This window comes from Cohnella suwonensis, from assembly GCF_042655365.1.
Lineage (GTDB): Bacteria > Bacillota > Bacilli > Paenibacillales > Paenibacillaceae > Cohnella > Cohnella suwonensis.
In genome coordinates, this window is the sequence record NZ_JBHSMH010000117.1 from 26,800 (window position 1) to 41,243 (window position 14,444).

Sequence of the window (14,444 nt, forward strand, 5' to 3'; positions counted from 1 at the left end):
CATGGCGAACGAAGAGGTCATACTGACCAAAGAAGGCTTGGCGAAGCTGCAGGCCGAGCTGGACGATCTGAAATACGTGAAACGCAGGGAACTGGCGGAACGCATCAAGCTGGCGATCAGCTACGGCGACCTGAAGGAAAATAGCGAGTACCATTCGGCGAAGAACGACCAATCGTTCATGGAGACCCGGATCATCATCCTGGAGAAAATGCTGAACAACGCCCGCGTCGTCGATGCCGGTGAGCTCAATGCGGATACGATTCAAGTCGGATCCGTCGTCGTGCTGAACGATCTGGAATTCGACGAGCGACTGGAATACCGCATCGTCGGACCGGCCGAAGCGGACGTGTTGGATAACAAAATCTCCTACGAGAGCCCGCTCGGCAAAGGCCTGCTGGGCAAGTCCAAGGGAAGCGTCGTCAGCGTGGACGCGCCGATGGGCGTCGTCAAGTACGAAGTCATCGAGATCAAGCCCGCGTAACAACAGAAAAGAGCTCGGCTCCCTTCGGGGACGCCGGGCTCTTTTGCTTTCTCCTGCATATTTGCCTTCGATGCCGCGGAAATTCGTCATATCGATAATCCTCTTATAAATCGGCATCCGTCAACCCGTTAACCTGTCCACGCCGAACGGCGGCTCGAGAATACAATGTCGCGAAGGCCGGCGATGGCCATACCCGGGTTCCGGGAACGAGGAGGGAGATCATGAACAAGGCGAAAGCGAAAGTCGTGGAAAACCAAGTGTACTCCAACCGCGTGCTCCGTTCGGAGTTCGACGCGAATTGGAAAACGTTCGTCGGCGGAGGCGGTTACGTCGTCTACGTCGCCAAGGCGAACAACGCCCGGGTGACGGTGCTCCTGAGCAACGGCTCGTCGAAGCTGCTGACGTTCGGCAGGGGCGGAAGAGTGCTTGTCGGAGGCGGCGGGACGAGCCATTACAGCAAACCGCACACGGCGCAGGACCTATAATCGCGGAGAGGTCATCCGTAAGGATGGCCTTTTGTGATAAAATCGATTCTAATCCATGGTCGCATGCGGATACGACGAAAGCGAGGGATTCAATTGACGAAGATAACGAAAATCGGGTGCCTGCACGCCCATCATTCCAATATCGGCTATATCGAACAAGCGTTGGCGGCCCGTTCGGACGGGATAGAGCTGACGCACTACGTCGATCCGGGATTGGTCGGCCGGTTGTCGTCGGACGCCTCGTACACGGCTGACGAAGGACGGAAGAAAGTCGCGGAGCAACTGGAATGGATCGCGGAGGGAGGCGCCGACGCGATCTTGATCACGTGCACGAATTACGCGGCGCTTCTCCCCGAAGATCGGTCGGGCGTCGCCATCCCTATCGTAACGATCGACGAGCCTTTCTTCGGGGAAGTATGCCGGCGGAAGGGGCGGCAATTGCTGTTGTTCACGAACCCGGCGACGGTGGAGGGGACGATGGTCAGGCTCCGGGAGTATGCGAAAATGGCCGGTCTGTGCCCTGACGTCGAAGCACGGCTGATTCCGGGGACGTTCGAGCTGATCATGCAAGGGAAGAAAGAAGAATACGAGCAAGCGTTAACGGGATACATTCGCGACCTTTCGAACGACGTCGAAGACGGCTCCTGCATCCTGTCCGTCGCGCAGCTGTCCATGGTCGGCGCGGCGCGGGCGCTCGGCGAAGAACGCGCCGCCAGTGGCGCTTCGGCGATCGGCAACCCGCTCGATCCGCTGGCCGCCCACGTTGAAGAGAGAATATTGCGCGGCTAAGCCAGAAGGGGAGTTCCCTGCTTATTTCCGATGGCAAACATGGTATAATCATGTTCAGATGAAAGGCATGTCCACACTTTAGACGAGACGGGGTTCAGTCATGATTTGGGATAACAAGATCGCGACCACGCTGCAATGGTCGAGCGAAATCTCCAATAGGGAACAGAAGGAGAAGGTCGCGGACAAGATCGCGGAGCGCGTGCGCTCGGGCGACGTCATCGGCGTCGGCTCCGGCTCCACTTCGTATTTGGCGCTACTCGCCATCAGCAAGAAGGTCAAGGAACAGAAGCTGGACGTATTGGCGATTCCGACTTCGCACGAAGTGTCGCTCGCTTGCTCGATCGTCGGCTTGAAGACGACGACGCTGCAGAACGCGCGTCCGGACTGGTCGTTCGACGGCGCCGACGAAGTCGACCCGCAGAAAGGGCTTATCAAGGGTAGGGGAGGCGCGATGTTCGCCGAGAAGCTCGTCATCAAGAGCTCTCCGGAGAACTACATTCTCGTCGATTCCTCGAAGTTCGTCTCGTATTTGGGCGAGAAGTTCGCCGTTCCGGTCGAAGTCGACCCGCGGGCGATCAACCTCGTGGAGACCGAGCTGCTGAAGCTCGGCGCGCGAGAGATCGACCTTCGTCTGGCGAAGGGCAAGGACGGTCCGATTATCTCGGAAGCCGGCAACTTGATCGTCGACGTTCGCTTCAACAAGATCACTTCCGAGTATGAGAAGGAGATCAAGGCGATTCCGGGCGTCATCGAATCGGGCTTATTCATCGGCTACGAGGTCGAGATTCTTACGACTTAAGTCGCGCATAACGCCAAAGGCCATATCGATTGCGATATGGCCTTTTATTCGGAAAAGAGGTCGCATAATCGGATGTCGGACGCGGTATTTATCAATCCGGATTACAGCAGAACGTATACGGTGAACAGAAGGATGAACGAGAATGCGATCTCCGAATATTTCGACAGGGTCATGAAGCTGCTCGGAACGAAGAGGCGGATTCGAGTCGTCGACGTCGGATGCGGAACGGGACAATTCACGGCGCTGATGGCGGAATACTTCTCCGGCCAACAGATTGAAGCGTCGATCGACGGAGTAGACAAGTCGATGGCGATGCTGGAAGTCGCCCGTCGCAATTGTGACGGACTGGGCAATGTTAGATTCATTCATGGCGATATGCTCCAATACGAATCGGCGGAGCGTTACGATTTGGCTTTTTGCTCGGAGATGATCCATCTTGTCGAAGATTTGGCCGGATTCGTCGCGGCGATCGACCGAACGCTCGTCCCGGACGGCGTGTTGGCGATTCGCACTTCTACGCACAAACAATTGTACGAGAGGCAATGGTATCGCGATTTCCCCGCGGCTCTGCAAGTGGATCTGAACCGTCACAAAAGCGCGTACCAACTGACGGCCGCACTCGAAACGCGAGGTTTTCAAGTAAGCAGCCACCCGATCGACGAATCGGAGAAAATGGACGCCGCAACCTATTTAAAGCTTTTCGAAGATAGGAGTTACTCGACGCTCCGGCTCATCCCGGACGAAGAGTATAAGCGTTCGCTGAGCGTCTTGCGGGAGCGGTTGAAAGGCGAGCGGACGGACGACGAAGGATTATCGAATGACCTTATATTTAGCGAGGAGAAGCCGATGAAAATCAAGGGGAAAGACTTTTCGTTGCCGGAGCTCATGGAGCTGGGCGGATTAGGGATTCTTGGTTTGTTCGCATTCGCATGGCCGTTCGTCTCCGGCTTCTTTACGATCGAATTCGAGAAACTCGTGGCGATCTTCGTCGGGGCGCTGTCGATTACGCTATTGAACTTATTCATCCGATTAAAGGTCATGGACAGCAAAATCACACCATTAAACAGCGTTAACTTGCTGTCTATTCAGAAGTTAAGCGATGCGTTTATCCGAATCACATCAAAAAAGAAAGAGATCAAACATCTACGGGTATTCGCGGTAACGACGAATCAAATCTATACGCAAGTCGAGAACCTGGTCCGGGACGACGTCAGCATTCGCAAATGCACGATCATGGTCAGGGATTTCGAATGGAACGATCCGACCCGAAACGAGGAAGTCGTCAAAGAGATTGATATGTTCATCAAGAGATGGAGGCAGCTTCATCGGGAAGGCATCATTCAGGAACTCGAGATCGTAAGGTACAGCTTTCTTCCGACGGAATACCAATGCATCTTCGACGATGAATACATGATTCTCGGCTTGTATCAGCCAAGCAAGACCGATGACGCTTCCGTTACGGTCGTTAAACCGATCGTCATCTCTAAAGGGCTGGCCGAAGGCAAAGCTATCATCGATACATACACGGAAAGATTCGACCATATGGTAGCCGCCTATGGAAGTGGCGCGTAGATGCCGGTCGGAGGCTGGTTCATTCGGTTCGCTTTTTACTTCGGGGGCTTGCTCGTTCTTACCTTCGCGATCGCGTTGATCATTAAGTCTGGCGTCGGGGCAGGCCCGTGGGACGCGGTATTCGTCGGGCTGAACAAGCAACTGGGATTAACGGTAGGCACCTGGGTATATGTCGTTCAAGTTTCGATTCTGCTTCTGAACGCGTTGTTGTTGCGCGAAAAACCGGAATTGTTATCGTTCGTAACGATTTTCTTGCGCGGACTCTTACTGGACATGTGGCTCTATTGGTCGTTTATGGATTGGACGGCGTCCGGATGGGAGAGTTACGCGGGAATGATGGCGGGTACGGCGTTACTCGGGGTGGGAATCAGTGCCTATTTGTCGGCGCGCTTCCCCAAATCACCTATCGACGGTCTGATGCTTGCTATCCATGGACGATTCGGCTTCAACGTTAGGCTTTCCCGCACGATAGTTGAAGTGGCCGCCGTCGTTATCGGGTTCTTTCTCGGCGGTCCGATCGGAGTGGGGACCATCGTCATCTCGTTGTTGCTCGGACCGATCATTCAGGCGACCGATGGCGGAATGGCGAAGTTATTACGTTTTGTTAGCGATAGGCAAGTACGATCTGGACGGGGAAAACCGGGATGAGAGCGAGGGAAATCACGCGGCCGACGGAGCTATGCGACGCCTCGAAAATGATCGCGTGCGTCCTAGCGCGCACGCAGCAAGGAAGTGCAAAGATAAGATGAACGACAAAGTGGCGATGCCGATCTGGGCGATCGGCTTGTTCGTCGTCGTCATGAATACGACGATGTTTAACGTCTCGATTCCGGATATCATCCGCGATTTGGACATCTCCGCCGACTTGGCCTCCTGGGTCATCTCTAGTTATTCGATCGGATACGCGCTTTCGACGGTCATCTACAGCCGGCTGTCGGATATCGTGCCGATTCGCCGACTGCTAACGGTCGGCCTAACGACTCTCGGGGTATCCTCGGTCGTCGGCATCTTCGCCCGCCATTTCGAGATGTTGCTCGCGGCGAGGATTCTGCAATCGGCGGGCGCCGGCGCGATGGCCGGTCTCGGCCTCGTGCTTGCGAGCCGGTACGTGCCTCCCGAACGGAGGGGGCGGGCGATCGCGATGATCTCGGCCGGCAGCGCGATGGCGTTCGGTCTCGGACCGATCGTCGGAGGGCTCATCAGCGAATATATCGGGTGGAACGGCTTGTTCGCCGTGACGTGCCTCGTGCTGGCGGTGTTGCCCGTGCTCGTCCGCTTGCTTCCGAAGGAGCAGACGAGACTGGCGCGCTTCGATCTATGGGGCGCCGTATTGACCGTCGTGAACGCAGCCGCATTGCTCGTCGCGATTACTCAGCAATCTTATGTCTGGTTCGCCGTCGCCGTTCTCTCGGTGATCGCTCACGTTATCTACGTTCGCCGGGCGAAGGAAACGTTTATCAATCCGAAGCTGCTGAAGAGGCCGGGGTATCGGAAGCTGCTGTTCGTCGGATTTTGCGTGCTCGTTACGAATTTGGGCAACCTGTTCCTCATGCCGCTCGTGCTAGCGCGCTTGTTCGACCAGTCGCCGCTGCGAATCGGGCTCATGATCGCGCCGGGAGCGGTGCTGACCGCGTTCTTGACCCGCTACTTCGGCAGGTGGATCGACCGTTACGGCAATCTCCGCTTCCTGGTGCTAGGGCATGCGATTCTGGCGCTGGTGCTTGCGTTCTATTCGTGGGAAATCGCGGCGTCCAGATGGGTGATCCTGTGCGGTTACGCGTTCTTCTCCCCGGCTCTTTCCGCGACGCTCTCTTCGCTCAACAACGAGACGTCGATCGGATTGCCGAAGGAAATGATCGGATCGGGAATGGGATTCATGCAGCTCGTTCAATTTTTCGGAGGATCGGTGTCCGTCGCTTTCTGCGGTTTGCTGCTGGAACGCCAGAGCCATCTGCCCGAGCCGACCGCTTTCCGCCACGCGTACGAGCTGCTGCTCGGCGTCATTCTCTCGTGTCGTCGGTATTCCTGTTCGCCTACGCGAAGTCTGCTATCGCGTTACGCCAAACCAAGCCGGCGGGTTAATCGATCCGTCGGCTTAGGAATAACGGCAAGAGAACCTATGCCCGAGCCGCCGCCGATCGGGTTCGTCGGGCTCGTCCTTCGCGAAGAGAGATCTTCGCGGGGGACGTTTTTTTTTGCCGAGGCGGGGAACAGTAACGGTGAATCATTTAAGAAAGGGGATCGAGATGAAACGATTATGGATAGGGTGCTCTGCCCTTCTGTTGCTGTCGGCATGCGGCAACGTAGATAAGGATAGCACCCGGATGAACATGCGCGGGAACGGCATGATGCCTCACGTCAGCTCCGTCGACACGACGCTGCCGTTCAACAAGCAGACGATCCGCAGCAACGATACGCTGCAAAGCATCGCGGACCGGTTTCACGTCAATCCGGAAGACCTGCTTCGGATGAACCCGAATCTCGCCGACTATATGAACAATCCGAACGCCAACATCGGAGCCGACACGGGGGCGGGCACGGGTAACGGGACGGGCGCTGGAACGAACATGGGCAACGGAACCGGCGACCGGACGAGCGCGCCGCAAGGCTCCCCGGCCAATCAGGGTCAAGGCCAAGGGACCGTTAACGTTCCTTCGAATAGCAGCCTGACCGGATACGAGCAGCAGGTGCTCGCGCTCACGAACGAGGAAAGGCAGAAGGCCGGGCTGTCCCCTTGCGCGGGAACGGACGCCAACTTAAACCGTTCCGCCCACGCGAAGTCGGAGGACATGGCGGCCAAAGGCTACTTCGCGCACGATTCGCCGACGTACGGCGACCCGTTCGCCATGATGCGCAACTTCGGGGTACAATACCAAGCCGCGGGCGAGAATATCGCCATGGGGCAGCCGACGCCTGCCGAAGTCGTGAAGGCGTGGATGAATTCCCCGGGACACCGGGCGAATATTCTGAAGGGCGCTTATACCCATCTCGGCGTCGGATACGTCATCCAGAACGGCAAAGCCTATTGGACGCAGCAGTTTATTCAGAAATAAACCGGACAAGCCTCCGAAGCCGCGTCGCAGCGGTTGCGGAGGCTTGCTCTCTGCTCTCGGGCTTAGTCGAGAAACATATCCATGAAATGCCGGGCGCTCTTGGAAAGATGGCGATCCTTCAGCCAGACGAGGCCGACGTCGCTCTGAAATTCGGCGTCCGCGATCGTCACTTGCTTGATGCTGGACAACGCGAACGTGTTCATGACCGAAGCGGGCAGAATGGCGATTCCGATACCGCTGGCGACGAGGGACACCGTGATCGCTACGCTGGAGCATTCGCTGATGATGCGGGGCCCGAGGCCGCGCTTGCCGAATTCGTGGAAAATACGGTTATGCATGCCCGTTGTCCGGTCCGTCTTGAGCGTGAGGAAGGGGAGTCTCGCGAGTTCCTTCAGCGTCATGCTCCGTTCTTCCGGGTCCGGACTCCAAGCGACGGGTACGATGGCCACGAACGGATCGGATGGCAACGGGAGCACGGAATAGTGCTGGGATTGGAAGTCGGACTGGAACGGCAGCCTTGACGCGATCAGCTCGATGTCGCGGTTCTCCAAGAGCTCTCCCAGCAGAAAGTGGTCGCCCTCCTGAAGCTTAAAGGTGACCGCCGGATACTTTTCCGCGAATCGGCGGATGACGGGAGGAAGCAGCGAAATGCAAGAGACGACCGCGCCGACCGACAGAACGCCCTGAACGCCTTCTCCGAGCTCCTGCACGTAAGTGATCGTTTCGTCGAATTGGTTCATGAGCGCGAGGGCGCGCTGCCGCAGCGACTCGCCGGCTTGCGTCAACTGCAGCTGCTTGCCTTTGCGGTCGAACAGAACGACGCCGAGCTCTTGTTCCATCAGCTTGAGCTGCCGGCTGAGAGGAGGCTGCTCCATGTTGAGCTGCTTGGCCGCCCGGGTAATCTGGCCTTCGTTCGCGATCGCGAGGAAGTAGCGCAACTGTCTCATGTCCATTTTCCGACGCCTCCCGGTTTTCCGTTTCCCGTTTCCCTACCATACCCGCAAAGTATGGATGACAGATCAAACAGATATTATCAATATACTTAACGCTCTGCTATCATTCAACTATAAGCACGCGTTCAAAAAGTTCGACAGGCAGGGAGACGATGACCGAATGGCACTCAACAAAATCGCGGTGGAACTGACGACCGCTCCGAAGAGCAAGCCGGATAACGGACAGCTAAGCTTCGGAAAGTATTTTACCGACCACATGTTCATTCTGGACTACGACGCCGGCAAAGGCTGGCACGATCCGCGCATCGTCCCGTACCAGCCGATTCCCCTCGATCCCGCGGCGAAAGTGTTCCACTACGGGCAGACGGTATTCGAAGGAATGAAAGCGTATAAAACGCCGGAAGGCCCGGTGCTCCTGTTCCGTCCGTACAAGAACCTGCAACGGTTGAACCGCTCGAACGCGCGCCTGAGCATCCCGCATATCGACGAAGGGCTCGTCATCGAGGCGCTGAAGCAGCTCATCCAGATCGATAAAGACTGGATTCCCGATGAGCAGGGCACTTCGCTCTATATCCGCCCGTTCGTTATCGCGACGCAAGCGACGCTCGGCGTGCAGCCGTCGGAACAATACATGTTCATGATCATCCTGTCTCCGGTCGGTTCCTATTACGCAGAAGGCATCAACCCGGTCAACATCTACGTCGAATCCGAATACGTTCGCGCGGTGACCGGCGGCGTCGGCAACGCGAAGACGGGAGGCAATTACGCGGCGGGGCTTAAGGCCCAACAGGAAGCGACGGAAAAAGGCTATTCCCAAGTGTTGTGGCTGGACGGCATCCATCGCAAATACATCGAGGAAGTCGGCAGCATGAACGTGTTCTTCAAGGTTGGCGACAAAGTGATCACGCCCGCGTTGAACGGCAGCATTCTCGAAGGCGTCACCCGGGATTCGGTTATTCGCTTGCTCAAGCATTGGAAAGTCGACGTCGAGGAGCGGACGATCTCGATCGACGAGCTCGTGGACGCTTACCGGAACGGCCAACTACAAGAAGCGTTCGGAACCGGAACGGCGGCCGTCATCTCCCCGATCGGCGAGTTGAACTGGCAAGGCGACAAGCTGACGCTCAACGGCGGCAAGACAGGCGAGCTGTCAGCGCGCGTGTACGATTTCATGACCGGCCTGCAAAGAGGCTTGATCGAAGATCCGTTCGGCTGGATCGAGAAGCTGTAATAATGACCTATAACTAAATGATGACGGCGCCCGGAGATGGATTTCCATGCTCTGGGCCGCTTCCATCGGACATGTTGCGCACTCCCTAAGCTTCGCTGTCGCTCGCTGAAGCGCCTCCCTCCCGACAACCTGCAAAAATGCAGTATGTTCGGGGCAATCTCGCCAAAACGACTCAACAACCTGCAAAAATACAGTTTGTTGAGTCGAAATGGAGCGTTTCTCGCGAAAAGCAGAAATCAACCTGCATATTTGCAGGTTGTCCACGAGCATTGAATAAACGAGCCAAACAACCTGCATATTTGCAGGTTGTTTGGCTTTCGTAGCGAAAATGGCTAAGCGTAAACGGCGGGTCGGTAAAAATGCGATTGTGAAACCGCTGAATTCCCGAGTAGTGGGCGAAATTAATGGATATTTCCACTTGGGGAAATTCGCTTTAGCTCTGGAACGCGGGGGGCGCGGAACCGCAAGCGATAGAAGATCAAGATGCCGACGAGCAAAAGGGCGAGAACGAGGTACAGATTGCTGAAAGCGTAGCCCTCGGGGTGCGCGTTCAGCGGGTTCCAGTTCGCGGATGCGCTTCGCGAAGCGAGAATGCCATATACGCCGGCCGCGAGCCCCTGCGAAATGAAGTTCATCATCGAGAAGAGGCCCATGCCCACGCCGGTCTGCTCCTTCGGCAGCGTTTTGGAGACGGCGCTCGATAACGAGATTTGGACGAAGGACTGACCGACGTTGCCCAAGACCAAGAACAAGGAGATCCAGAGCGGCGGAATACCGACGAAGACGGAGAGCAGCAGGAAGAAGGTCGTCAGGCTGCAGGCGGCGACGGTGAACACGTAAGTCGTGCCTTTACGGTCCGCGAGCTTCCCTCCTTGTCTACCGACGATGGCCGACAGGATGGCGGCGGGAACCATGGCGAATCCGATCCGTCCGGAGTCGAGATGATATACTTCGGCCAACAGGATAGGCGTCATGAAATACAGAGAAGTGACGATGCATCCGAGGAGAAAAATGAGCGCGAGCAAGATCGTATAGGTCCTGTTCCGGAATAACCGGGGCTGGATGAACGCTTCCTCGGCTTTGACCGAACGCGCGCGACGAACAGGAGGAGCGAAGCGGCGCCTGCCAGCCCGTACGTCCATTCGAGCTTCGTGACAGCAAGCAAGATCAAGGCGATCGATGCGGCGAGCAAAGCCCCGCCGAGCCAATCGAATTTAGGGGCTATGCCCTTAGGCTCATGCACGAGGTTACGGCGGAAGAGCGGCAGCAAGACCAAGATGAGGAGGGACGGGAGGAACAGCCAACGCCAGTCGGCTACGCTGGAGATGACGGCGGCGACGACCGGTCCCAAGGCGCTTCCGAGAGCGACGCCGACGGCGGTCATGCTGACGGCCGAGCCGCGTTTGTCGGGTGTGAAGTAACGTGCCGGAATGAGAAGCGCGAGCGCCGGCACGGCGGCGGATCCGGCAGATTGCAGGCATCTGCCGGCCAAGGCGAGCCAGAACGTCTGCGAGACAAGGCCGACCAACGATCCCGCGGCGAACAGCGTCAGCCCGAACGTGATGAGGGTTTTCAGTTGAAACCGGTTCGCGAGCTTCCCGTACGTGACGGTGCCGAACGCGTAGATAAGCGTATAAGCGGTAGTCAGCCGACTCGTCTGTGCCAGCGTCATCCGGAATTCTTCGCCGATCTGCGGGAGGACGACGTTAAACATCAAGGCGCTCATCGACGAGATCATGACCGTGAACAACATGAGGCGCATGAGGATCGGGCCTTTGCTTTGCCGGGAGTCGGCGTGGCGTTCGTTCGGTACGTTCATGGGTTAGTCTCCTTTGCGTTTGGATTGTGTGCAAGTACATGCTTGCATCATGTGGTTAAAAAAAGCTAGGGGGTTAAAGCCCTAGCGAACAACCTGACGCTCTCTTCGATAAATTCGGCCAATTCCGCTTCGCCGACGTGGCTGCGGAATACGCCGTGATTCATCTCAAGGAAGGCTCTGGCTTGAATCTCGTGCTTCGACGAAGGGACGATTCTTTTCCTATCCGCCATGTCCGTCAAATACTTCGTCAGCAGCATCCGAAGTTGCTTGGGGTGACGCGCGGCTTCTTCGTACACGTCCTTCGGTAGATTGCCGCTACCCCGCTGCACGACCATGAACAGCTTTCGGTTCCGGTTCATCAGCTTATGGTAGGTGCGGCTGATCAACAGAAGATCCTCGTGCAGTTCTCCGCGAAGAGACTCGGCGAACAGCTTCGTCATCTCGTCCGCGTAATGGAATCGGCTTAAGGCCGATTCGAGCAGCTTTTCTTTCGTTCCGAAGTGGCGAAAGAGAGTGACCTCGTTCACGCCGGCTTCCGACGCGATTTCCTTCGTCGTCGTGGCCGCGTACCCTTTTTCCGCCATCAGATCGATCGCCGCGAGCATCAGCTTGTCGGGGGTGCTTCTTTTGCCGGTATCCTCGATCATGGGCATCCTCACTTGTTTGCAAGTACTTACTTACATTCAGAGTATATGCAGTTCGAAACGGAATGTCAACAAACAGGAAAAAGAATTTTTCAAAGGCACGGAAACACTGACCGACAGTTGTCAGTGTTCGAACTTTACAATGAAATCAAGAACAAGCGATAAACGAAAGGATGATAAACGATGACGAACAACGTAACGAAAGCGGGATGGGTGCTCGCGGGTTTGCTGCTCTCCATTCTGATGGCTTCCATGGACAACACGATCGTGTCGACCGCGATGGGAACGATCGTCGGAGAGCTCGGAGGGCTCGACAAATTCGTGTGGGTGACGTCGGCCTACATGGTGGCGGAGATGGCGGGGATGCCGATTTTCGGCAAGCTGTCGGATATGTACGGACGCAAAAGATTTTTCATATTCGGGATTCTCATGTTCATGCTCGGCTCCATCCTGTGCGGAACGGCGAATTCCATCGTCGAGCTGAGCATCTACCGCGCGATCCAAGGCATCGGCGGCGGTGCGCTCGTACCGATCAGCTTCACGATTCTGTTCGATGCGGTGTCTCCCGAGAAAAGGGGCAAACTGATGGGGATGTTCGGCGCGGTGTTCGGATTGTCGAGCATTTTCGGACCGCTGCTCGGCTCTTACATCGCGGAATACGTAAGCTGGCAATGGATTTTCTACATCAACCTGCCGCTCGGCTTGATCTCGCTCTTCATGGTCGCCAAGTTCTATAAAGAGTCTTTATCCCATGCCAAACAACGCATCGACTGGCTCGGCGCGACGACGTTGGTCGGAGCGATCGTCTGCCTGATCTTCGCCCTCGAGCTCGGCGGCAAAATGTACGCTTGGGATTCCGTTCAGATTCTCGGCTTGTTCGCCGGGTTTGCATTACTCGGCTTGCTGTTCTTGCGGGCTGAAACGAAGGCCGAGGAACCGATTATCTCGTTTAACATGTTTCGCGACCGCCTGTATGCGTCCAGTAGCGTCGTGGCGATGCTTAGCGGGGCGGCGTTCATCGCGGCGTCCGTCTACATTCCGATCTACATTCAAGGCGTTCTTGGCGGAACGGCGACGAATTCGGGCTTGGTGCTGCTTCCGATGATGCTCGGCACGGTCGTCACGGCGACGATGGGCGGTATGCTGATGACCAAGTTCAGCTATAGATCGATTATGGTAGCCACGCTCGTGCTTCTCGTTGCCGGAATCGCGCTGCTGACGACGATTACTCCCGATACTTCGCGGGTCGTCGTCACGCTGGAGATGATTCTCGTCGGCCTCGGCATCGGCGCTTCGTTCTCGGTCATTACGAACGCGGCGATCCACAGCTTGGCGCCGAACAAGAGAGGGGCTGCGACGTCTACGGTGAACTTCCTTCGTTCGCTCGGCATGATGCTCGGCATTACGATCTTCGGCATCTTCCAGAGTCACGCGATGTCGGGCAATCTGTCCAAGGCGTTCGCCGGCGCCGATTCGGAAGCCATTCCCCAAGGGCTCGACCTGAACGATCCGTACGCGCTGCTGAATCCTGCGGTCCGCTCGGCCATTCCGGATAACACGCTCGATTCCGTGTTAAGCGGCTTGTCGTCCTCGATCTCCGAAGTATTCGCTTGGGGACTGATCCCCGCGGTGTTGTCGCTGGCTGCGGCCCTGTACATGCGCCGCGAGAAATATGATCCGAAAGCCGAGATGGACGCGATGGCGGCGGCTCACTGATTTTCAAGCCCGGAAATACGCCGGAGGCGGTTTCCGGGCTTTCCCTGCTTGATGTGGACTTGAACTCGAATCCGCGAACCGCGCCCGGGCAACAATATACGAGTAATTCATCATGCGCTATATGCGACAGCCCGGGAGGAACTCGAACGACATGTCTATGAGCACGATGAACGCCACGGAATTTATGGCCGCGATCAAGAACCGAAGAACGATTTACGCGCTTGGCAAGGAATCGACGATATCGGATTCGCGTATCCAAGAGATCGTGGAAGAAGCCGTCAAGCATACGCCGTCCGCCTTCAATTCCCAGAGCTCGAGGTTGGTCGTCCTGTTCGGGGAACAACACGACAAGCTGTGGAATATCACGACGGACGTGCTGAAGGCGATCGTGCCGCCGGATCAATTCCAATCGACGCAGGACAAAATGAACGGTTTCCGCGCGGGACACGGAACGGTACTGTTCTTCGAGGAAATGCAGGTCATCGAGAATCTTCAGCAACAATTCGCGGCGTACCAGGACCGGTTCCCCGTCTGGGCGCAGCAGACGAGCGCCATGCACCAGCTTGTCGTCTGGACGGCGTTCGAGGCGGAAGGGCTGGGCGCGTCGTTGCAGCATTACAATCCGCTTATCGACGACAAGGTGAAGGCGGAGTGGAGCTTGCCGGACAGTTGGCAGCTGATCGCGCAGATGCCGTTCGGGAAACCGACGGCGGGGCCGGGCGATAAACAGTTCCAGCCGGTGTCGGAGCGGGTGAAAGTGTTCAAATAGCGCGACAAGGCTGCCGGAAAATTTCCGGTAGCCTTTTTTGACGATTGCGCGCCTAGCCAAGTTAGGCACAACTAGCCGGTGAAAGTCCGGTCGAGGTAAGAGCCAAGTCGCCTCGTAGCTGACGGGCAGCTGG

The 14,444-nt window shown here is 56.7% G+C and carries 15 protein-coding genes; 11 read left to right on the forward strand and 4 right to left on the reverse strand.

Going from position 1 to position 14,444, the window contains the following annotated elements; genetic code table 11:
• Position 1 precedes the first annotated feature (1 nt).
• The 8 genes from greA (at position 2) to ACFPPD_RS26020 (ending at position 7,179) form a co-directional block, all read left to right on the forward strand.
• A complete protein-coding gene (gene greA, locus ACFPPD_RS25985) occupies positions 2-481 on the forward strand; it encodes a transcription elongation factor GreA (RefSeq protein ID WP_209750613.1) in 480 nt (159 codons plus the stop codon).
• A gap of 221 nt (positions 482-702) precedes the next feature.
• Positions 703-966 carry a hypothetical protein gene (locus ACFPPD_RS25990; protein WP_209750615.1) on the forward strand — a complete coding sequence of 88 codons (264 nt, stop codon included), beginning with the start codon at positions 703-705 and terminating at the stop codon, positions 964-966.
• A gap of 93 nt (positions 967-1,059) precedes the next feature.
• Positions 1,060-1,755, forward strand: coding sequence for an aspartate/glutamate racemase family protein (locus ACFPPD_RS25995; RefSeq protein ID WP_378083893.1), 696 nt, complete (start codon positions 1,060-1,062; stop codon positions 1,753-1,755).
• Positions 1,756-1,855: 100 nt separating this feature from the next.
• Positions 1,856-2,554 carry a ribose 5-phosphate isomerase A gene (rpiA, locus tag ACFPPD_RS26000; protein ID WP_209750617.1) on the forward strand — a complete coding sequence of 233 codons (699 nt, stop codon included), beginning with the start codon at positions 1,856-1,858 and terminating at the stop codon, positions 2,552-2,554.
• A gap of 72 nt (positions 2,555-2,626) precedes the next feature.
• Positions 2,627-4,126, forward strand: coding sequence for a class I SAM-dependent methyltransferase (locus ACFPPD_RS26005; RefSeq protein ID WP_209750620.1), 1,500 nt, complete (start codon positions 2,627-2,629; stop codon positions 4,124-4,126).
• Positions 4,127-4,774: a YczE/YyaS/YitT family protein gene (locus ACFPPD_RS26010; protein ID WP_209750623.1), complete on the forward strand. Its 648-nt coding sequence runs from the start codon at positions 4,127-4,129 to the stop codon at positions 4,772-4,774.
• Positions 4,775-4,871: 97 nt separating this feature from the next.
• Positions 4,872-6,437 (forward strand): MFS transporter, encoded by a 1,566-nt coding sequence (locus ACFPPD_RS26015; protein WP_209750626.1) that lies wholly within the window; start codon positions 4,872-4,874, stop codon positions 6,435-6,437.
• Positions 6,438-6,450: 13 nt separating this feature from the next.
• Positions 6,451-7,179, forward strand: a complete 729-nt coding sequence (locus tag ACFPPD_RS26020) for a CAP domain-containing protein (protein ID WP_209750628.1) — start codon at positions 6,451-6,453, stop codon at positions 7,177-7,179.
• Between the two features lie 62 nt (positions 7,180-7,241).
• Here the strand turns inward: ACFPPD_RS26020 and ACFPPD_RS26025 are convergent, their stop codons facing one another.
• Positions 7,242-8,132, reverse strand: a complete 891-nt coding sequence (locus ACFPPD_RS26025; protein WP_209750630.1) for a LysR family transcriptional regulator — start codon at positions 8,130-8,132, stop codon at positions 7,242-7,244.
• Between the two features lie 160 nt (positions 8,133-8,292).
• Between ACFPPD_RS26025 and ACFPPD_RS26030 the strand changes: the two genes are divergently transcribed.
• Positions 8,293-9,363, forward strand: coding sequence for a branched-chain amino acid aminotransferase (locus ACFPPD_RS26030; RefSeq protein ID WP_209750632.1), 1,071 nt, complete (start codon positions 8,293-8,295; stop codon positions 9,361-9,363).
• A gap of 401 nt (positions 9,364-9,764) precedes the next feature.
• Here the strand turns inward: ACFPPD_RS26030 and ACFPPD_RS26035 are convergent, their stop codons facing one another.
• The 3 genes from ACFPPD_RS26035 to ACFPPD_RS26045 form a co-directional block, all read right to left on the reverse strand.
• Positions 9,765-10,427, reverse strand: coding sequence for an MFS transporter (locus ACFPPD_RS26035; protein ID WP_378083904.1), 663 nt, complete (start codon positions 10,425-10,427; stop codon positions 9,765-9,767).
• A complete protein-coding gene (locus tag ACFPPD_RS26040; RefSeq protein WP_378083899.1) occupies positions 10,334-11,182 on the reverse strand; it encodes an MFS transporter in 849 nt (282 codons plus the stop codon). The genes ACFPPD_RS26035 and ACFPPD_RS26040 overlap by 94 nt, the downstream gene beginning before the upstream one ends.
• Before the next feature lie 65 nt (positions 11,183-11,247).
• A complete protein-coding gene (locus ACFPPD_RS26045; protein ID WP_209750634.1) occupies positions 11,248-11,829 on the reverse strand; it encodes a TetR/AcrR family transcriptional regulator in 582 nt (193 codons plus the stop codon).
• Positions 11,830-12,009: 180 nt separating this feature from the next.
• Between ACFPPD_RS26045 and ACFPPD_RS26050 the strand changes: the two genes are divergently transcribed.
• Together ACFPPD_RS26050 and ACFPPD_RS26055 are read left to right on the forward strand one after the other, a co-directional pair.
• Positions 12,010-13,542: an MDR family MFS transporter gene (locus ACFPPD_RS26050; protein WP_209750636.1), complete on the forward strand. Its 1,533-nt coding sequence runs from the start codon at positions 12,010-12,012 to the stop codon at positions 13,540-13,542.
• 151 nt (positions 13,543-13,693) lie between these two features.
• Positions 13,694-14,311 (forward strand): nitroreductase family protein, encoded by a 618-nt coding sequence (locus ACFPPD_RS26055; RefSeq protein ID WP_378083901.1) that lies wholly within the window; start codon positions 13,694-13,696, stop codon positions 14,309-14,311.
• Positions 14,312-14,444 lie beyond the last annotated feature (133 nt).